The 17969-nt window shown below is 64.6% G+C and carries 19 protein-coding genes; 9 read left to right on the top strand and 10 right to left on the bottom strand.

Annotation, left to right across the window (positions count from 1 at the left end; genetic code table 11):
- Window positions 1-22: 22 nt before the first annotated feature.
- From ruvB to ruvC, 4 genes are all read right to left on the bottom strand, one after another.
- Window positions 23-1054, bottom strand: coding sequence for a Holliday junction branch migration DNA helicase RuvB (ruvB, locus tag BLW25_RS01165; protein WP_092901266.1), 1032 nt, complete (start codon window positions 1052-1054; stop codon window positions 23-25).
- Window positions 1055-1224: 170 nt separating this feature from the next.
- Window positions 1225-2136, bottom strand: coding sequence for a zinc metalloprotease HtpX (htpX, locus tag BLW25_RS01160; RefSeq protein WP_092895600.1), 912 nt, complete (start codon window positions 2134-2136; stop codon window positions 1225-1227).
- 81 nt (window positions 2137-2217) lie between these two features.
- On the bottom strand, window positions 2218-2901 hold the full coding sequence (gene ruvA, locus BLW25_RS01155) for a Holliday junction branch migration protein RuvA (RefSeq protein ID WP_092895598.1): 684 nt from the start codon (window positions 2899-2901) through the stop codon (window positions 2218-2220).
- Between the two features lie 13 nt (window positions 2902-2914).
- On the bottom strand, window positions 2915-3427 hold the full coding sequence (ruvC, locus tag BLW25_RS01150) for a crossover junction endodeoxyribonuclease RuvC (RefSeq protein ID WP_092901263.1): 513 nt from the start codon (window positions 3425-3427) through the stop codon (window positions 2915-2917).
- Between the two features lie 322 nt (window positions 3428-3749).
- Here ruvC and BLW25_RS01145 point away from each other — a divergent pair, with 322 nt between their 5' ends.
- Window positions 3750-3953, top strand: coding sequence for a DUF1127 domain-containing protein (locus tag BLW25_RS01145; RefSeq protein ID WP_092895596.1), 204 nt, complete (start codon window positions 3750-3752; stop codon window positions 3951-3953).
- 266 nt (window positions 3954-4219) lie between these two features.
- On the opposite strand, the gene BLW25_RS01140 is transcribed toward BLW25_RS01145, so the two are convergent.
- Window positions 4220-4579 carry a hypothetical protein gene (locus tag BLW25_RS01140; RefSeq protein WP_092895594.1) on the bottom strand — a complete coding sequence of 120 codons (360 nt, stop codon included), beginning with the start codon at window positions 4577-4579 and terminating at the stop codon, window positions 4220-4222.
- 120 nt (window positions 4580-4699) lie between these two features.
- Window positions 4700-5572: a 50S ribosomal protein L11 methyltransferase gene (locus BLW25_RS01135; protein WP_092895592.1), complete on the bottom strand. Its 873-nt coding sequence runs from the start codon at window positions 5570-5572 to the stop codon at window positions 4700-4702.
- A gap of 163 nt (window positions 5573-5735) precedes the next feature.
- On the opposite strand from BLW25_RS01135, the gene BLW25_RS01130 reads away from it, so the two are divergent.
- The 6 genes from BLW25_RS01130 to BLW25_RS01105 all read left to right on the top strand — a co-directional run bounded on the left by BLW25_RS01130 (window position 5736) and on the right by BLW25_RS01105 (window position 11822).
- On the top strand, window positions 5736-6155 hold the full coding sequence (locus BLW25_RS01130) for a cytidine deaminase (protein WP_092895590.1): 420 nt from the start codon (window positions 5736-5738) through the stop codon (window positions 6153-6155).
- A 1-nt stretch (window position 6156) separates the two neighbouring features.
- Window positions 6157-7512, top strand: coding sequence for a thymidine phosphorylase (locus tag BLW25_RS01125; protein WP_092895588.1), 1356 nt, complete (start codon window positions 6157-6159; stop codon window positions 7510-7512).
- Window positions 7513-8709, top strand: a complete 1197-nt coding sequence (locus tag BLW25_RS01120) for a phosphopentomutase (RefSeq protein ID WP_092895586.1) — start codon at window positions 7513-7515, stop codon at window positions 8707-8709.
- A 57-nt stretch (window positions 8710-8766) separates the two neighbouring features.
- Window positions 8767-9753, top strand: coding sequence for an adenosine deaminase (locus tag BLW25_RS01115; protein ID WP_092901260.1), 987 nt, complete (start codon window positions 8767-8769; stop codon window positions 9751-9753).
- Window positions 9754-9768: 15 nt separating this feature from the next.
- Complete coding sequence (gene upp / locus BLW25_RS01110) at window positions 9769-10404, top strand: uracil phosphoribosyltransferase (RefSeq protein WP_171909593.1); 636 nt, start codon at window positions 9769-9771, stop codon at window positions 10402-10404.
- Window positions 10405-10550: 146 nt separating this feature from the next.
- Window positions 10551-11822: an SPOR domain-containing protein gene (locus BLW25_RS01105; protein WP_092895582.1), complete on the top strand. Its 1272-nt coding sequence runs from the start codon at window positions 10551-10553 to the stop codon at window positions 11820-11822.
- A gap of 60 nt (window positions 11823-11882) precedes the next feature.
- Here BLW25_RS01105 and BLW25_RS01100 read toward each other — a convergent pair whose 3' ends face one another.
- Window positions 11883-12953, bottom strand: a complete 1071-nt coding sequence (locus tag BLW25_RS01100) for a hypothetical protein (RefSeq protein WP_143040410.1) — start codon at window positions 12951-12953, stop codon at window positions 11883-11885.
- Between the two features lie 164 nt (window positions 12954-13117).
- On the opposite strand from BLW25_RS01100, the gene BLW25_RS01095 reads away from it, so the two are divergent.
- Complete coding sequence (locus BLW25_RS01095; RefSeq protein ID WP_253188148.1) at window positions 13118-14047, top strand: DMT family transporter; 930 nt, start codon at window positions 13118-13120, stop codon at window positions 14045-14047.
- 54 nt (window positions 14048-14101) lie between these two features.
- Here BLW25_RS01095 and BLW25_RS01090 read toward each other — a convergent pair whose 3' ends face one another.
- On the bottom strand, window positions 14102-14683 hold the full coding sequence (locus BLW25_RS01090; RefSeq protein WP_092901254.1) for a thymidine kinase: 582 nt from the start codon (window positions 14681-14683) through the stop codon (window positions 14102-14104).
- Window positions 14684-15197: 514 nt separating this feature from the next.
- Between BLW25_RS01090 and BLW25_RS01085 the strand changes: the two genes are divergently transcribed.
- On the top strand, window positions 15198-15650 hold the full coding sequence (locus tag BLW25_RS01085; protein WP_092895578.1) for a hypothetical protein: 453 nt from the start codon (window positions 15198-15200) through the stop codon (window positions 15648-15650).
- 50 nt (window positions 15651-15700) lie between these two features.
- On the opposite strand, the gene BLW25_RS01080 is transcribed toward BLW25_RS01085, so the two are convergent.
- Together BLW25_RS01080 and BLW25_RS01075 are read right to left on the bottom strand one after the other, a co-directional pair.
- The gene (locus BLW25_RS01080; protein WP_092901250.1) at window positions 15701-17062 is read right to left on the bottom strand and encodes a DEAD/DEAH box helicase; all 1362 of its coding nucleotides are present in this window, start codon (window positions 17060-17062) and stop codon (window positions 15701-15703) included.
- 299 nt (window positions 17063-17361) lie between these two features.
- On the bottom strand, window positions 17362-17949 hold the full coding sequence (locus BLW25_RS01075; protein ID WP_092895576.1) for a PRC-barrel domain-containing protein: 588 nt from the start codon (window positions 17947-17949) through the stop codon (window positions 17362-17364).
- Between the last annotated feature and the right edge of the window lie 20 nt (window positions 17950-17969).

Here is a 17969-nt window from a genome sequence, read left to right as displayed (position 1 = left end):
GTCATGCCCAGGGTGAATGAGATCAATCCTGGAAGAAATCACTCTGCCCCAGAGGCGGGCGCGGCGCCACGAGCCCGAGATGGCGCCAGGCTTTGGCGGCAAGCATCCGCCCGCGCGGGGTGCGCTGAATCAGCCCCTGTTGCAACAGATAGGGCTCGATCACCTCTTCCAGCGCGTCGCGTGGCTCTGACAGCGCGGCGGCAATGGTCTCCACGCCGACCGGGCCACCACCATAATTCTCGGCAAGCAGCGAGAGATAGCGGCGATCGGCCCCATCAAGCCCGATCGTGTCCACGCCAAGCCGGGTCAGCGCGCGGTCGGCAAGCTCGCGGCTGATGCGGCCACCGGCCTCGACCAGTGCGAAATCGACCACCCGGCGCAGAAGACGGCCGGCGATACGGGGCGTGCCGCGCGCGCGCCGCGCGATCTCGCGGCAGCCCGGCTCGTCAGCCTCGATGCCAAGGAGGCCTGCGCCCCGCGAGACGATGCGAAACAGCTCATCTTCGGTGTAGAATTGCAGCCGGGTCGGAATGCCGAACCGGTCGCGCAACGGCGTGGTCAGGAGGCCAAGGCGCGTGGTGGCGCCGACCAGAGTGAAGGGTTGCAGATCAATCCGGACCGTGCGCGCCGCCGGCCCCTCGCCGATCACCAGATCCAGCGCGAAATCCTCCATCGCCGGGTAAAGCACCTCTTCGACCACCGGAGACAGCCGGTGGATCTCGTCGATGAAAAGCACATCGCGCGGCTCAAGATTGGTGAGGATGGCGGCAAGGTCGCCGGGACGCGCCAGCACTGGCCCCGATGTCATGCGAAAGCCCACGCCAAGTTCGCGCGCCATGATCTGCGCCAGGGTGGTCTTGCCAAGGCCAGGCGGGCCATGGAACAAAGTGTGATCCATCGCCTCGCCGCGCATCTTCGCGCTTTCGATAAAGACGCGCAGATTGGCACGGGCCTCGGCCTGGCCGGTAAAATCCTCCAATGCCTGAGGGCGCAGCGCGCGGTCACTGTCTTCTGGCAGGCGGTCAGGGCGAAGCGAGGGGTCGGGCTGGGTCATGGCCGGAACAATCCCCGAACGGCGCGCGCTTTGCAAGCCGCCGGAAGAGGCAAATCCGGGCAGCTTGTCGTACCCGGCGGCGCGCTGCCTCGGGCAGAAGCATTTAAGTCAGGGGGCGTTCATTTCCCCCTGATCCAGTTACTCAACTGAAGCCGGAAAGAGGCCCGCTCTCAGCCCCATGGGTCCTGGCGGATTTTGCGCCCGGATTTCGGAACGGAACTGCGGCCGATATGGCCCTCCTGACGGGTCGGGCGCAGCTCCATCAGGGCCGCGATCCGGTTTTCCGTCGCGGGATGCGTGGAAAAGAGGTTATCGGCGCCGCGCCCGTTCAGCGGGTTGATGATGAACATATGGGCCAGCGCCGGATCCTTCTCGGCCTGGACATTCATCCGTCCCCGCGCCAGCCCGTCGATCTTGCGCAGCGCAGAGGCGAGCCAGTCCGGACGGCCGCAGATTTCGGCGCCAAGCCGGTCCGCCTCATATTCCCGGCTGCGCGAGATGGCCATTTGCACGATCCCTGCCGCCATCGGGGCGAGGATCATCAGCGCGATGGTCCCGATCATACCACCGGGGCGCTCGCGGTCGGAATTTCCGAAGAACATGCCGAAATTCGCCAGCATCGCGATGGCGCCGGCGAAAGTCGCGGTCACTGTCATCGTCAGCGTGTCGCGGTTTTTGATATGTGCCAGCTCATGCGCCATCACCGCCGCGATCTCTTCGCGTGAAAGGCTGTTCAACAGGCCCGTCGTCGCCGCCACTGCGGCATTCTCGGGGTTGCGCCCGGTGGCAAAGGCATTGGGTTGCGCGGTCTCCATAATATAGACCTTCGGGCGCGGCATTCCGGCGGCATCCGCCAGCTGGTTCACCATGCCCACGAGATCCGGGGCGGAGCGCTCATCTACGGCCCGGGCGCCGGTCATCCGCAAGACCGATTTATCGGAATTCCAATATGTATAGAGGTTCATCGCCGCCGCGATCAAAAGCGCGACAACGGCGCCGGTCGCGCCTCCGAGCAACGCGCCCAGCCCCATAAACAGCGCTGTCAGCACCGCCATCAGGGCGAAAGTGCGGATATTTCCCATCTGTATACGGTCTCCTTCTCTGTCAAAGATATGGAGAAGAAGCGGCCGGTCGCAAGATCGCCCGCAAGATCGGAGAGAATATCAGCGCGGCGCGAGAAGTTTCAGCGCGAGCCGGATCAGCGCCGCCGTATCTGCTTCGGGGTTTTCGCCCGAGACCCGCGCCACGGCCTCGGCCGCATCCGACGTCCCATAGCCGAGATTGGCCAGTGCCGAGAGCGCATCGGCGGTATAAGCGGCGCGGATCGCCCCTTCGGACGGGGGTTTCGGCTTTGCGGCTTTGCGCGGCGCAGGCGCAGGCGCGGCTTCGGGTTCTTCCAGAACCGGTGCATCGCCATGAGCGAGGCCGGCGCCACGCGCCATGAGAGATGGCGCTTTCGATTTCAGCTCGAGGATCACGCGCTGCGCCAGTTTCGGACCAACGCCGGGCGCCGCCTGCACCGCCCGCGCATCCCCCAGCGTGATCGCCCGCGCGGCCCCCTCGGCCCCGAGCGCACCGAGGATCGCCATCGAGGCCTTGGCGCCCACCCCCTGCACCGTCATCAAAAGCTTATGCCATTCCTTTTCCATCATGGTCGGAAAGCCGAAGAGCTGCAAAAGATCCTCGCGCACCAGCAGGTCGGTATAAAGCGCCACCATCTCGCCCTCGGGCGGCAGACCCGCCAGCGTGCGGTCCGAGACATGGACAATATAGCCGACGCCCCGGCAGTCGATCAGCACCGTATCGAGCCCCTTCCAGTCCAGCCGCCCCGAAATTTTTCCGATCATCCCCCAAATCCTTTCAACCGGCGGCCCTTTTCACGGCGGCCTGCAACCGGCCCGCGCTTTGCGTGTGATGGGCGTGGCAGATGGCGATCGCAAGCGCATCCGCCGCATCCGGCCCCGCCACCTGCGCGCCCGGCAAATGCAGCCGCACCATATGATCCACCTGTTGTTTAGCGGCATGGCCCACGCCGACCACTGTTTTTTTCACCGCATTTGGCGCATATTCCCCGACCTCCAGCCCGAATTGCGCCGGAACCAGCAATGCGATCCCCCGCGCCTGGCCAAGTTTCAGCGTCGCCACCGCATCCTTGTTGACAAAGGTATGTTCGACTGCCGCCGTTCCCGGCTGCCAGTCCTGAAACACCCGGGTCAGCTGGAAATGCAGCGAGGCGAGGCGGCGCGCGAGGTCTCCGGTCGTTGCATCTGAATGGCAGATGCCATTCGCGACATGGGTCAGACGCGATCCCGCGACATCAATCACCCCCCAGCCAAGGTTCCTGAGCCCCGGATCAATGCCGATTACGCGCATGACTGCCCTCTTTTTGCTTTTGAACCGTACTAGCACGAAAAGAGAACATCCGCCAATCGCGTTCTTTCCGCCCGCATTCCCTGGCACAGACCCGGCTTCGGGGCTGAAAGCGACACCCGGCACCATATCGCCGACAGGATGCTGCACCTGCAGCATCAGACCAGGGCGGATCAAGGCAAATTTGTGACCTGAGGCATGCAAGAACTGCATTGCAGGCTTGCTGGTGCATGGCTTGCTTTGCACCTGCAGCACGTTTATCTGGCTGCACGAGGCGATGATCGCCCGGAAAACAGTCAGTTTAAAAAGATAAGGAAACAGTCCCATGGCCGCCATCGAAACGAGCCGCCCTGCGCCGTTCGGCGCCATCACGACGTATCGCGCCGTTAACGGCTTTGGCGGCATTTTTGCTGCCTTCAAAGCCTGGAACGACGCACGCGTCACCCGGAAGGCCCTGTCGAAGCTCTCGGATCGCGAGCTTGACGATATCGGCCTATGCCGCGGTGACATCGAGATGCTGGGTCGCTGAGGTAACGCCTCAGTCTCCCTGACCGAACGGGTCACAGGACAAGTAAGGGACCGTCTCGCGACAGAAGTCGCAGGCGGTCCTTCTGCTTTTCAGGGCTTTGATGATCTAAAGGCTTCGATTTTCTGTCTCCTCGCCGGTCTGAACCCCGAATGAGAAAACCGCCACGCGGCATCGGCCGGGGCGGTTTCGCGCTGAACAGTAGGCGCAGGATCAGACGACAGCGACCAGCCCGCGCAGACCCTGGCCGCGCCGCCGCGAGGTCCGGGTTACTGGCGCTTTTCCGGGAAAACCTCGCCCAGGAAAGAGGCCACCAGCTTTGTTACCGGATCGGCGAACATGATTCTCGCGGCGATCGGGTCGAAATCGCTGCCGGTCGCCAGACCTGCCACGCGTTGCTCATAAACCTCGTCGCCAACGTAAAAATAGATGGCGCCCTTCATGATCCAGCCGATCATGAGCAGGACCAGTATTGCACGGATCGTCTTGCCAAATGAACGCTCCCGCCGCCAGGTCGACGACCGGCCCATCGTGCCTTTGGCCTCGAAACCATAGCCCTTGCTATGGGCCTTTTCGATCCGGCGCAGACGCCCGGAGAACGTTTTGTAATTCGGGTCAGTCAAAGTCATGACCAACTACTCCCATGGCCCCCGCCATAAGGAATTCATGCGGTTTAAATATGGCGGAATTGGGGCAATCGCCCCGAAGGCCGTCAAATCAATGCAGTTTTTATTTGCATTTTCAGGTGCTTACACACGCTCCATGATCAATGCCGACCATTCACCCAGATCGTTTCTGTCTTGCAAACGAAACTGGGAAGCCACGTAACTTTCAATGATGCTTTCCGCCTGAACGACCAGCAGGCCGGAAAGAATCACCTTCGATCCCGGCTTTGTCATTTTCGACATGATCGGTGCCAGTTCGACCAGCGGCCCTTTCAGGATATTGGCAAAGACCAGGTCCCAGGGCGCTTCGTCGCGCAGCCTGCGGTGGTCGAACCCGGCGGCCTCGACGCATTCAATGCGGCCCTCCAGATCATTGATCGCCACATTGGCTTTGGCGACATCCACCGCCACCGGGTCGATATCCGAGGCAATCACCAGCGCATCGGGCAGCATTTTCGCCGCAGCCATTGCCAGCACCGCCGTGCCCGCGCCGATATCGGCGACTTTGGCGGGGCGGTAGCCCTCCTCGTAAAGCTTGTCGAACGCCAGAAGGCAGCCCAGCGTGGTGCCGTGATGGCCGGTGCCAAAGGCCATGGTCGCCTCGATCTGCAACGCGACGCGCCCCTCGGGCACCTTATCTGCGTCATGGCTGCCAAACACGAAGAAGCGCCCGGCATCGACCGGATGCAGCTCGCGCTGAACTTTCGCGACCCAGTCAACCTCGGGGAGTTCGGAAATCAGGAAGCTTTTCGCGCCATAGGCGGCGGCGAGAATATCCAGCACGATGTCATCAGGGGCCTCGGTATAATAGGCACCCACCTCCCAGAGGCCGGACCCGTCCTCGACCTCGAAAACGCCGACGCCATAGGGCTCGGGCTCCTGATCCTCGATCGCCTCGCCAAGCGCGCGGGCGGCCTCTTCGCCGGTAAGCGTGGTCAGAGCGGACCAGGTTGGCATGGTGTTTTCTCCGGATCTGGGGTTGATCTGGTCCTAGACCCCGCCCCCGTCAGGGTCAACCTGCCATGGGCAGGCTGTGCCGTCCTCGGCGCCGGTCCGATCAGCACGCTTGCGGCGCCCGCCCCTTCGCGCCAGGGTTGGCCGGCATATCCCGGAGTAACCGATGCCGAATGAGAGCCTGCGCGCGCCCGCAACCCGCATCCGCGATCATGCCTATGCGCCCTATTCGGGCTTTAAGGTCGGGGTGGCGCTGCGCACGACCAGCGGCGCCGTCTTTACCGGCGTCAATGTCGAGAACATCGCCTATCCCGAAGGCACCTGCGCAGAGGCCGGCGCCATTGCCGCCATGTGCGCCGCCGGAGAGCGCCGGATCGCCGGCCTCCTGGTCATCGCCGACAGCCCCGAACCGGTGCCCTGCTGCGGTGGCTGCCGTCAGAAAATCGCCGAATTCGCCGCCCCTGATATGGTCGTGACACTCGCCACCACCGAGGGCAAGACCCTGAACATGACCGTGGCCGAGCTGTTGCCCGGCGCTTTCGGCGCAGCACATATGACCCGCGCCGAAAGCGGCGGGGCCGCCTGAGATGGAGCCCGCCCGTGTCATCGCGACCATCCGCGACGGCAATACCCCCGATGAGGAAGACCTGCGCGGCTTCGCGCTCGGGCTTGCCAGCGGCGCGGTCTCGGATGCCCAGGCGGGGGCTTTCGCGATGGCGGTGCTTTTGCGCGGCCTGTCGGATGAAGGGCGCGTCGCGCTGATGGAAGGGATGCGTGACAGCGGGCGCCGGTTGCGCTGGTCGCTGCCTGGTCCGGTGGTGGACAAGCATTCGACGGGCGGCATCGGCGATTGCATTTCGCTTTTGCTGGCGCCGGCGCTGGCCGCCTGTGACGCCTGGGTTCCGATGGTCTCGGGGCGCGGGCTTGGCTTTACCGGCGGCACGCTCGATAAGCTCGAGGCGATCCCGGGGCTGCGCACCGCACTGCCCGAAGCTGAAATGCAGCTTCAGGTCTCGCGGATCGGCTGCGCGATCGTCGCGGCGGGAGAGGCGCTGGCCCCGGCGGATCGCCGGCTTTACGCAATCCGCGCTGTCACCGGCACGGTCGAAAGCATCGACCTGATAACCGCCTCGATCCTGTCGAAAAAGCTCGCGGCGGGGGTCGGAGCGCTGGTGCTTGACGTGAAATGCGGCTCTGGGGCGTTCATGAAGACGCTTGCGGATGCCGAAAAGCTGGCGCGCGCCCTGGTGCGAGTGGCGCAGGGCGCAGGTTGTCAGGCGCGGGCACTGATCACCGATATGGATCAGCCGCTTGCGACCGCCGCCGGCAATGCGCTGGAAGTGATCGAGGTGATGGAGACGCTGACCGGTACTTCGGTCAATTCCGACCTGCGGCTTCTGGCCGGCGATCTGGGTGGCGAGGCGCTGGCGCTGGCGGGGCTGACCCCGGATGCGCAGGCGGGGGCCGCGAAGATCCTTACAGCCCTGGATTCCGGCCGGGCGGCCGAGATCTTTGGCCGAATGGTCGCAGCCCAGGGCGGGCCATCGGATTTCGTCGAACGCTGGCCGGACCGCCTGCCCTCGGCCCCGGTGGTGATGGAGGTCCCGCCCCCCGCAGGTCTGGCAGATGGCGGTATCATCACCGCGGTTGACGGCGAGGCGCTTGGCCATGTGGTCGTGGCGCTTGGCGGCGGCAGAACGCATGAAGGGGCGCGGATCAACCCTTCGGTCGGGCTTTCCGATCTGGCCGCACCGGGCGAAGATGTGGCGGATGGCGCGCCGCTGGCCATGGTCCATGCCAGCAGCATCGAAAGCGCCGAGGCGGCGGTGGCCGCCGTGCAGCGCGCCTACCGGATCTCGGATCCGGCGGGCTTTGCGCAGGATGGCATGGCCGGCGGCTGCACGCCAGGGGACGGGCCGCTTGTGTTGAAAAGGATCGGCTGAATGGCGCGCGCCTTTCTGATCGTGCTGGATTCCGTCGGCTGTGGCGGGGCCCCTGATGCGGCGGATTTTGGCGATGAAGGCGCGAATACGCTCCTCCATATCGCCCGCGCCTGTGCGGCAGGGGCGGCGGATCAGGGCCGTAAAGGCCCGCTTTCCCTCCCGAATCTTGACCGGCTGGGGCTTGGTGCTGCGATCCGGCTGGCCTCGCGCGAGGCGGCGCCAGGGCTCGCGGCCACGCCCGAGGGCCTTTGGGGCGCGGCTGAGGAAGTCTCGAACGGCAAGGACACGCCTTCGGGCCATTGGGAGCTCGCAGGTGTGCCTGTGCCCTGGGACTGGACGCTTTTCCCCGATGAGACCCCCGCCTTTCCGCCGGATCTGGTGGCCGAGGTCTGTCGTCTGGCCGGGACCGAAGGGATCCTGGGGAACTGCCATGCCTCGGGCCTGCCGGTGATCCGGCGCTTTTGCGAAGACCATAAACGCAGCGGCTGGCCGATCTGCTATACTTCGGCCGACAGCGTGTTCCAGATCGCGGCGCATGAGGACTGGTTCGGGCTGGACCGGCTTCTGGCCCTCTGTGCAGCGCTGGCGCCCTATCTGCATGCGCGCCGCGTTGGCCGGGTCATCGCGCGGCCCTTTACCGGAGATTGCGATGCGTTTCACCGCACCGCGAACCGGCGTGACTATGCCCATCTGCCCCCGGCCCCGACGCTGCCGGAACATGTGATGGCCGCGGGCGGCATGGTGCACGGGATCGGCAAGATCGGCGACATCTTCTCGATGCGGGGGATCGGAAAGCTCTGGAAGGGCCAGTCCGATGCCGATCTCTTTGACCATCTGGTCCGGCTGGCACGCGAGGCCGAAGACGGCGCCCTGGTGTTCGCGAATTTCGTTGAATTCGATACGCTTTACGGCCATCCCCGCGATGTGGCGGGCTATGCGCGGGCGCTGGAAAGCTTTGACGCCGCCCTGCCCCGCTTTCTCGACCGGCTTGGGCCCGGAGATCTGGCGATCTTTACCGCCGATCACGGCAATGACCCGACCTGGCCCGGCACGGAACATACCCGCGAACGGGTGCCGGTGCTGGGCTATGGCGCGGGTCGGCGCGGGATCGGGCTCCGGGCCTTTACGGATGTGGGGGCAAGTGTGGCGGCGCATCTGGGAGTGGCATTGCCCGGGCCGGGGCGGTCGTTTTTGTGAGGCGTTGGGCCGGGGGCCAGCCCCCGGAACCCCCGGGATATTTAAGGACAGATGAATATGAGCGAATTTGCAGAGCTGCCTAAGGTGGAGTTGCATCTGCATCTGGAAGGCGCGGCGCCGGCCTCTTTCATCCGGGGGCTGGCCGCGGAAAAGCGCGAGGATATTTCCGGGATTTTTGGCGCGGATGGTGGCTATGCCTGGCGCGATTTTCCGCATTTCCTGAAGGTCTGTGAGGCGGCGGCTTCGGTGTTGCGCCAGCCCGGGGATTACCACCGGCTGATGCTTGCCGTGGCGGAGCAGAGCGCCGCTTCGGGGGTGATCTATAGTGAGATTTTCATCTCGCCCGATCTTTGTGGCGGTGGCGATGCGGCGGCATTCGCTGATTACATCGCGGCAATCCGCGAGGCAGCCGCCGCCGCCGAAGCCGGGTTTGGCGTCACGTTCCGTGGCATCGCCACCGCGATCCGGCATTTCGGGCCGGAGCGTGCGAAACGCGCGGCGCTGGCGGCGGCAGAGGTGGCAGGGGACTTCCTCACCGGCTTTGGCATGGGGGGTGATGAGAGCGTGCTCGCCCCCGGTGATTTCGCCTGGGGCTTTGACTGCGCGCGTGAGGCCGGGCTGTGCCTGAGCGTCCATGCCGGCGAATGGCGCGGCCCGGAGGCGATCCGCGATACGCTGCGCGCGCTGAGACCTGCGCGGATCGGGCATGGCGTGCGCGCCATCGAAGATCTCGCGCTGGTGGATGAACTGGCGGAACAGGGCACCGTATTGGAGGTCTGCCCGCTCTCGAATATCGCGTTCGGGCTTTACCCGGAAATGCGCCATCATCCCATCAGCGAGCTGGACCGGCGCGGCGTAAAAGTGACGATCTCGACCGATGACCCGCCGTTTTTTCACAGCAGCATGGCGCGCGAATATGAAGAATTGCACCGCGCTTTCGACTGGGATGAGGGGCAGTTCCGCAAACTTGGCCTCCAGGCGCTTGACGCCGCTTTCTGTGATGCGGATACGAAGAAGAGATTAGCCAAAAAGTTGGAGGCCTGAGCCATGTCGGATATTCTGACCCCGAACCACCTGACGGTCGTCACCCATCCGCTGGTTCAGCACAAGCTTACCATCATGCGCGACAAGGACACCTCGACTGCGAGTTTCCGCAAATTGCTGCGCGAGATCAGCCTGTTGCTGGCCTATGAGGTGACGCGTGGCCTGCCGATGACGACCCGCCGCATCGAGACGCCGATCGAGACGATGGATGCCCCGGCGATCGAAGGCAAGAAGCTTGCCCTGATCTCGATTCTGCGCGCCGGGAACGGGCTGCTTGACGGTATCCTCGAGCTGATTCCCGCCGCGCGTGTCGGTTTTATCGGCATGTATCGCGACCCTGAGACGCTGCAGCCGGTGCAATATTACTGCAAATTGCCCGAACATATGGAAGAGCGCATCTCTATCGTCGTCGATCCGATGCTGGCGACCGGCAATTCCTCGGCGGCGGCGGTGGATCTGCTGAAACAGTCGGGCGCGAAGAATATCCGCTTCCTGTGCCTGCTGGCCTCGCCCGAGGGGATTGCCAAGATGAAAGAGGCGCATCCCGATGTGCCCATCGTCACGGCGGCGGTTGACCGGCAACTTGACGATCACGGCTATATCGTGCCCGGGCTTGGCGATGCCGGGGACCGGATGTTCGGCACGAAATGACCCTGCCGGGGTAAACAAGGGCGCGCAGAAAGGGGCTGATCTGCGTCGCAATCGGTCGCCGGTCTGGTGGGCTATGGCTTTACTCACCCGCAGAAACCCTTAAAAATCGGCTCAGCTGTCCCTTCCGCTGCCCTGGGAGTACCCTGATGTCTGCCAAGATCCTGCCCGTCGCCTTTCTGGCGGCGGTTTGTTTCGCTGCACCAGCATTTGCCGATCTGCGCGGCCCGGCGGAACTGCCGCCGGCAGGGTATAAAGGCCAACAATATGTCGACAGCCGCGGTTGCGTCTTTCTGCGGGCAGGCAATAGCGGGCGCGCGACCTGGGTGCCGCGCGTCGCGCGCGACCGCAAACAGCTTTGCGGCTATGCCCCCTCGGGGAGGCCGACAGAGACCGCCGAAGCGGCACCCGCAGCGGCAGCGCCCGCAGCCGTGCCGGCAGGGAAATCTGCCGGCACGACCTTCTCCCCGCCCCGTAATCCGGGTGCACCATTGCCGCTACCGGCACCGATGCAGAGCGCCTTTGAGGCTGCCGGCAAGAAACCGGCCGCTGTGGCTTCTGCGCCTGCCGGTAGAACGGCTGCGACCAGCTTTGCCGCCGCCAAAGCCCCCGCCGCCGCACCGCGCATCGTCACCGGGACCGGGGCTGAAGGCCATCGGCTCGCCTGCCCCGGCTCGGCCCCGGTTGCGCAGAAATTCCGCGTCGAGGGCGGCGGCACCAGGACGCTTTGTACCAGAGGCGATGGCTCGCTTGACGGCGCGAGCTTTCCCCGCCTTGTCACCGGCGGCACCGACAGCTGGGCAGGCACCGCCACGGCGGTGGCGACCGGACAGACCATCACCGTGACCACCCGCCAGGCGGCGACTGCAAGCGCTGTTCCGACCCCGCCGCCGGGCTATAAACCTGCCTGGGAGGATGATCGGCTGAACCCGCGGCGCGGCCAGCAGACCGCGAAAGGCATCGCAGATCAGGAGACGGTCTGGACCAGATCAACCCCCGCAGAGCTGCATGACGGCGCCGGTCGCGAGACCATGGTGAAGGTGCGCCGCAGCGATGGCAGCACGCGGATGGAGCCCGCGATCGTGACCACCGCGGCCGATGGTGCGCAAAGCGTGGCATTGCTGGCTGCCCCATCCATCTCGAACTCATCGAAATCTACGGTGACCGTTGCAAAACCGGCGGCTGCACCTGCGGCCGGCGGTCGGATCTTTGTTCAGGTGGGGACATTCGGCGTCACCGCCAATGCCGAGGGCACGGCGGGGCGGCTCAAAGGCCTGGGCCTGCCCGTGTCGCGCTCGACGATCCGGGGCGGGGCACTCCAGGTGGTCTATGCCGGCCCCTTCGCCAGTACAGGCGAGGCCCGCGCCGCGCTGTCACAGGTGCGGGGCGCGGGTTTTGGCGATGCGGTGATCGTGCAGTAAGGCCGGATCGGACCTGCCGGCCCGCCTGGGCGGTGCCGGCGGGCCTATACTGATGCGGCCTCAGCCGCTGCAGACCGATTGCAGCGCGATCCAGTCATCATCGGGCATCAGCGGGCTTGAGATCCGGCCCTGGAACGGGTCGGCGGCGATCAGTTCAGCTGCCTTTTCCGCCGGGATCACGCCATTGGCCGCCAGCCAGCTGGCATAGGGCGTCAGCGGCACCTGGGCGGTCTCGAAGGCGGACTGGAGGCGCGACAGCGCCGGCAGCTCATGCTCATCGCGGATGAACGCCTCGCCAAAGCCTTCCAGTGCGGTGACCGGCAGCTCGCCCGAAACCAGCAGGTCAAAGGTAGCTTTCAGCCCGGCATGATCCAGAATGCCGCGCATCGGATCGGCGATCCCGGCCTTGATCCCCTCGGCCAGCGCCGCCCCGGCAAGCGCGTCAGGCGCATCCTCTTCAATCAGCGACCCCGGGAGCAGGATTACGCCGCCTGGCAGATGCGCCGGGCGCGCCAGACCCTCGGGCAGGACATAGAGGATCGGCGTATTCTCGGCCCCGAAAACACGGTCCGACAGTTCGGCAAGCGCGGGCAGCCCCAGCTCTCCCGCACAGGGCGCCCCCGTCAGGCGGATCACATCATCGAGGGCCCGCATGCCGATCTCGACCTGTTTCGACGGCGGCACCACGGCGACCGTGTGGGACACAAGGATGCGTGGCAGAACCAGCGTCACAAGGCCGAGAAGCCCGATCACCGCACCGCCGATCAGCGCGAAACGCAGCCGCCCGGGATGCGGCGAATCTGCGCGAACCGCCGAATTCACCATTTTCAGCGCGGCGAGCATGGTCTCATCGTCGATCTCGACCGATTCCGGGCTGTCTTCCCCGGGCGAGAACAGCGGCGGCTGCTGGCCCGGATTGACCCGCCTGACGGCCGGCAGAGACCAATGGCTGAGCGGCGTTCCCGAGCGCGGATCGCTGAGCACCAGCGTCGCCTCCCCCATCAGCACCACTACCTCGCGGCGCTGACCATCTTCGGTATCGCGCCACAGGCCGAGCGATTCCAGTCGCTGGAATTTGCTCAGCGCGGTGCCTGACCCTGGTGCCAAAGAACTGCCCGTTCGTCTTTTCATCTCCTGACCTTAGCCGCCCCGCGCCTGCGCCACAACGCCCTGCATCGGAATGGGCAGGTATCGGATGCCCCCGGAGGCACCAGGCAGGCGGTGAATGTCGCATTCAGACGCGCAGAGGTTGCGCAGCCGGGCTTCACAGGAAAGGGAATGGGATGAGGAAGCCGATGACTGTCTCTGTGATGGCACCCGACCGCACGCTGATGGCGGTTGGGCTGACCCTGATTTATGCCGCGATGGTCGGCTTCAGCGATAATTATGTGCAGGCGGTGGCCGGGACCACCGGGCTCTGGCAGTTCCATGCGACGCGCAGCTGCCTTGCTTTGCTGATGATGGGGCTGGTGGCGCCCTTTCTGGGCCTGCGGCTTCGACCGCGCAATGTAAAGGCAGTGGCGGCGCGGGCTTTGCTGCAAGGCATTGCGATCATGATTTACTTCGGTGCTCTGGCCTTCATGCCGGTTGCGGTGGCGGCAGCGGGGCTTTTCACCGCGCCGATCTTTGTATTGCTGATTTCGCGCCTGGTTTATGGCGAGCGGATCGGACCGGTGCGGCTGGTGGCGGTGGCTATGGGGTTTCTGGGCGTCGTGCTGGTGCTTGGCCCCCGCGCGCTGGCCGGGGCGGGGCTCATCGGCCTTGTGCCGGCCCTGGCAGGCGCGGTTTATGCCATGGCCAATATCGCCACACGGCGCTGGTGCGCCGAAGAAAGTGCCAGCACGCTGCTGGCAGGGTTCTTCGTGAGCCTGGGCCTTCTTGGGCTGGCGGGGCTGACAGTGCTGGCGATCTGGCCGCAAGCAGTACCCGAAGGCAGCGATGGTTTTCTGTTGCGCGGCGCGGTCTGGCCGGATGGTGAATACCTGTCCTGGATGCTGCTCCATGCCAGTTTTTCCGCGATCGGGGTCGGGCTTTGCACCAGAGCCTATCTTCTGGCAGATGCGGGCCGGGTCAGTGTGGTGGAATATATGGTCCTGCCGACTTCCGCGCTCTGGGGATGGGCGATCTGGGGCGAGCGCCTCGGAGCCCTCGCCTGGATCGGCATTGTGCTGATCATTCTCGCCGGCACGATCATCGCCCTGCGCGCGCGGGATCAGGAGCGGTGATCGAATTCCTTCAGAGGAATTCGGTGAAAAATTCCTTCTCAGGAATTTTTTCGCTCAGCGGTCGTTGACCGCCTCGCGCCAGTGGCGGCGGCAGAGGCTCTGATAGGTCTCATTGCCGCCGATCACCACCTGGTCACCATCGATCAGCACCTCGCCATGGGCCCCCTTGCGCACCACCATCGTCGCCTTGCGGCCGCAATGGCAGATCGTGCGCACCTCGCGCATTTCATCTGCCCAGGCCAGCAATGCCGCCGAGCCGGGAAAAAGATCGCCCCGGAAATCGACCCGGAGCCCATAGCACATCACCGGCACGCCCAGATCATCCACCGCCTGGGCGAGCCGCCAGACCTGCGCCCGCGACAGGAACTGCGCCTCGTCGATAAAGACGCAATCGACCTGGCCGCGCGCCTGCCGCGCCGTGATCATCGCGAAGAGATCATCTTCCGGTCCGAAAACATCCGCATCCATCCCGATGCCGATGCGGCTTGCGATACGGCCCACGCCCGCCCGGCCATCCATCTGCGCGGTGATCAGATAGGGCGACATGCCGCCTTCCTGATAGTTATAGGCCGCCTGCAACAGCAGGGTCGATTTGCCCGCATTCATCGTCGAATAGTGAAAATAGAGCTTGGCCATGCTCATGCCCTGCCCCTTTGGCCCGGGCCCTGTCAAGCCCGCCGGCGGATCCGGGCCAGCAGCGCGCCGGGCCTGAAAGATTGCTCTGTTACTGCGCCCGCTTTGCGGTCTGGTGGACCTGTTGCCACCGAATGTGCCTCCCGCACTGATCCTGCCATCGGCCGCCCTCGGATATGGGGCCGCGCCTGCGCGAAGCTGGAGGGCCATTCAGCCACCAATTACCCGCAGGCGAGGGCCTGCTTCACGCGTTACCTCCCGTCCGGCCTGCGGGCTGCCACCCGCATCTGCCTGAAGCCGGAAAACTCAGACAGCCCCCACCCGCACCGGCAGAATGTCGAAGCTCTGCGGCGTTCCGGACGCTCGCAAAGACCCACGCTCTCCGGTTTCTCCTTTATCGGTGACAAAGGCTTGCAGTGAGATTAACAGGAAAAGATTGAATTATTTAGCGCTGCTGCCCCCGGATCGCCGCGCCAGACCGCCCTGCGCCGCATCCCGGATCTGAATGAGGTTGGTCATGTCTGTGGCGAGATATCTGAAAAAACACACTGAAACCCTGGTCAAGGATGTGGGCATCGAGGCCGCCTGCGCGCTGACCGGAAAATCCAAAGCCACATTGGGGCGCTATTATTCCGACAGTGACGAGCATGAGGACCGTTTCATGCCGGTCGATGTGGTGGCCCAGCTTGAAGCCGCCGCGCGTTTCCCGCATGTCACCTCGGCGCTGGCCGATCTGCGCGGCATTACGCTCGCCTATGACAGTGACCGCAAAGAGCCGGAAACCTCGGGCATCAACCAGGATGTTGTGGCCCTCGCGCAGCGCTTCGCAATGTTGATGAGCGAATACAACCTGGCGATTGCCGACGGGAAAATCAGCATCAACGAATCGAAACGGCTCCTGCGGGAGACCATCGCGATCCAGCATGTGCTGTTGCAGATGAAGCTGAACCTTGAGGATGAGGCGGGCTGAACCGCCTCATGCCCTGACTTGCGCGCGCGCCCCGGGCCGGGCCCGCGCGATTATCCGCGCGGTTTGGGCCGGCGCGATGGGGCCTGTGCCCCGCCCTGCGGACGTGCTGCGGACGGTTTCGCCGCACCGGGCCGTCCGCCCTGCGGCTTGCCGGCACCCGGACGCGACGCTTTCGGCGGCAGCGGTTTCGACCCTGCTTTCTGCCCGCCGCGGTTCTGGCCACGTGCCTGATTCTGCCCGCGATTCTGCCCCGGCTTCGGCGCGGCTGCGATGGCATCGGCGCCCCAGGCAGCGCCCCCCAGGATCGGCAGCGACTTTTTCAGAAGCTTTTCGATATCGGCCAGCTCGCCCATCTCGGCAGGCGAGCAGAAGCTGATCGAAGAGCCGCTGGCCCCGGCCCGCGCCGTCCGCCCGATCCGGTGCACATAGTTATCAGCAACATTCGGCAGATCGTAGTTATAGACGTGCCGTACGGTCGGAATATCGATGCCGCGCGCCGCGACATCGGTTGCGACCAGCACATCGACCGCGCCGGATTTGAACTCGGTCAGGATGCGGTCGCGCTGGTTCTGGCTGCGATTGCCATGAATCGCGCCCACTCTGAAGCCCCAGCCGCCCAGCACCTTGGCCAGTTTATCGGCGCCGTGCTTGGTTCGCGAAAAGACAAGCGCCTGTTCGCCCGGGTGCTTTTTCAGATATTCCTCAAGCAGCTTCGCCTTGTCGCCATTGGGAATAAAATGCACCCCCTGGGTGACCTTTTCGGCCGGTTTGCCCGGCGGTGCGACCTGTACCTTGACCGGGTCACGCAGATAGGTTTCGGCGATCTCATTGATATCCTTAGGCATCGTCGCCGAGAACATCATCGTCTGGCGCCGCACCGGAATATGTTTCGCGATCTGGCGCAGCGAATGGATAAAGCCCATGTCAAGCATATGATCGGCCTCGTCCAGGACGAGATAGCCGCATTTTTCAAGGCTGACATCACCACGCCCAAGCAGATCGATCAGCCGGCCAGGCGTCGCGACCAGCACATCGGCGCCGCGCACCAGTGCCTGGGCCTGTTTGTTGATCGACGCACCGCCGACCACGATCACCACCTTCACCGCAGTTCCCTGGGTGAACATGGTGATATTGTCCTTGATCTGCGTCGCCAGCTCCCGCGTCGGCACAAGGATCAGGGCGCGAATGTTCTTAGGCCCCGGCGGATGACCAAGGTCAAGGATGCGGTGCAGAAGCGGCAGGCCGAAAGCGGCGGTCTTGCCGGTACCGGTCTGGGCAAGGCCCATCAGATCCTTTCCAGCCATGATATGCGGGATGGCCTGGGCCTGAATGGGGGTCGGCGCCTTCAGCTGGGTTTTTTCCAGCGCGGCGAGGAGTTTCGGCGAAAGGCCGAGATCTGCAAAAGTCGTCATGTTCATTCCATACGTCAAGGAAGACAGCGGCCCTCGCCCCCGGAGAATTCCGGATGCCGTGCGCGCCATCGGCGCCCCTGCGTGATGGTGGGAACCTGTCGTCCGGGCCTTTCAGTGCTCACGCGGCACGGGCTGACGGACCGCAGAGAAATGAGCTTATCACACTCAAAAGTCAAGACAGAACGGCCCGCAGCTGAGTGCGGGCCGTCCCGACCAGGATCCTGGGCGTAGAAATGATCCTGATCATACACCCGTCAGGCCCTGAGCCCGCCCGACAGGTGATCGGGTTGTGGGGGCGCTTACTGGGCAGGCTCCCAGGCGGGGAGCGCTTTCAGCGCCTCGGCGCCAAGCGTGGTCGCCGCGATCACCGTGCCGCTCTCGTTGCGGTAGAGGGTGACCTGGTCATGACCCAGATTGACGCGATGGGTGCCGATACCAAGGAAGCCGCCGACATCGGCGACGACGCCCTGAACCGGTCCTTCGGTGCTGAGGACAAGGTCGGCAACCGACCCCATATTCGAGCCATCCGCCGCATAAAGCGTGGCGCCCATAAGCTGATCGGCGGTCACGGTCGTCCAGTCGCTGACCACGCTATAGCCTTCGGGCACGGTGAAAGTGTTAGTTGCAGGCAGTTCGGCGGGGGCTGCGGTCGCATCGGGCAAAGGGGGCACATCGGCGGTCGCCGGGTCAGGCGCTGCCGGGGTGGCCTCGGGTTGCCCTTCGATCATGGGATCTGCGGGGGCGCCGGTCTCATCGACGGTTCCGGCTTCCGGCATCGTCTGCGCCGGATCAGTTGTGGCATCCTGCGCCAGGGCCGCCGTGCCGAGCATCAGCGAAGCGGCAAGCGCGATAACCGGCGGGGCGGCGAAGGGGGGGATCCGTTTCATGGTTCACTCCTTTGGTTCGT

Source organism: Rhodobacter sp. 24-YEA-8 (assembly GCF_900105075.1).
In the GTDB taxonomy this organism is placed as follows: Bacteria; Pseudomonadota; Alphaproteobacteria; order Rhodobacterales; family Rhodobacteraceae; genus Pseudogemmobacter.
The sequence above is the reverse complement of the archived record's forward strand: the minus strand, read 5'-3'. Positions and strand labels throughout refer to the sequence as shown.

Excerpts from the sequence above, each read along its gene's own strand:
- ruvB (WP_092901266.1), bottom strand. The coding sequence starts at position 1,054 with ATGACCCAGCCCGACCCCTCGCTTCGCCCTGACCGCCTGCCAGAAGAC.
- htpX (WP_092895600.1), bottom strand. The coding sequence starts at position 2,136 with ATGGGAAATATCCGCACTTTCGCCCTGATGGCGGTGCTGACAGCGCTG.
- ruvA (WP_092895598.1), bottom strand. The coding sequence starts at position 2,901 with ATGATCGGAAAAATTTCGGGGCGGCTGGACTGGAAGGGGCTCGATACG.
- ruvC (WP_092901263.1), bottom strand. The coding sequence starts at position 3,427 with ATGCGCGTAATCGGCATTGATCCGGGGCTCAGGAACCTTGGCTGGGGG.
- BLW25_RS01145 (WP_092895596.1), top strand. The coding sequence starts at position 3,750 with ATGGCCGCCATCGAAACGAGCCGCCCTGCGCCGTTCGGCGCCATCACG.
- BLW25_RS01140 (WP_092895594.1), bottom strand. The coding sequence starts at position 4,579 with ATGACTTTGACTGACCCGAATTACAAAACGTTCTCCGGGCGTCTGCGC.
- BLW25_RS01135 (WP_092895592.1), bottom strand. The coding sequence starts at position 5,572 with ATGCCAACCTGGTCCGCTCTGACCACGCTTACCGGCGAAGAGGCCGCC.
- BLW25_RS01130 (WP_092895590.1), top strand. The coding sequence starts at position 5,736 with ATGCCGAATGAGAGCCTGCGCGCGCCCGCAACCCGCATCCGCGATCAT.
- BLW25_RS01125 (WP_092895588.1), top strand. The coding sequence starts at position 6,157 with ATGGAGCCCGCCCGTGTCATCGCGACCATCCGCGACGGCAATACCCCC.
- BLW25_RS01120 (WP_092895586.1), top strand. The coding sequence starts at position 7,513 with ATGGCGCGCGCCTTTCTGATCGTGCTGGATTCCGTCGGCTGTGGCGGG.
- BLW25_RS01115 (WP_092901260.1), top strand. The coding sequence starts at position 8,767 with ATGAGCGAATTTGCAGAGCTGCCTAAGGTGGAGTTGCATCTGCATCTG.
- BLW25_RS01105 (WP_092895582.1), top strand. The coding sequence starts at position 10,551 with ATGTCTGCCAAGATCCTGCCCGTCGCCTTTCTGGCGGCGGTTTGTTTC.
- BLW25_RS01100 (WP_143040410.1), bottom strand. The coding sequence starts at position 12,953 with ATGAAAAGACGAACGGGCAGTTCTTTGGCACCAGGGTCAGGCACCGCG.
- BLW25_RS01095 (WP_253188148.1), top strand. The coding sequence starts at position 13,118 with ATGACTGTCTCTGTGATGGCACCCGACCGCACGCTGATGGCGGTTGGG.
- BLW25_RS01090 (WP_092901254.1), bottom strand. The coding sequence starts at position 14,683 with ATGGCCAAGCTCTATTTTCACTATTCGACGATGAATGCGGGCAAATCG.
- BLW25_RS01085 (WP_092895578.1), top strand. The coding sequence starts at position 15,198 with ATGTCTGTGGCGAGATATCTGAAAAAACACACTGAAACCCTGGTCAAG.
- BLW25_RS01080 (WP_092901250.1), bottom strand. The coding sequence starts at position 17,062 with ATGACGACTTTTGCAGATCTCGGCCTTTCGCCGAAACTCCTCGCCGCG.
- BLW25_RS01075 (WP_092895576.1), bottom strand. The coding sequence starts at position 17,949 with ATGAAACGGATCCCCCCCTTCGCCGCCCCGCCGGTTATCGCGCTTGCC.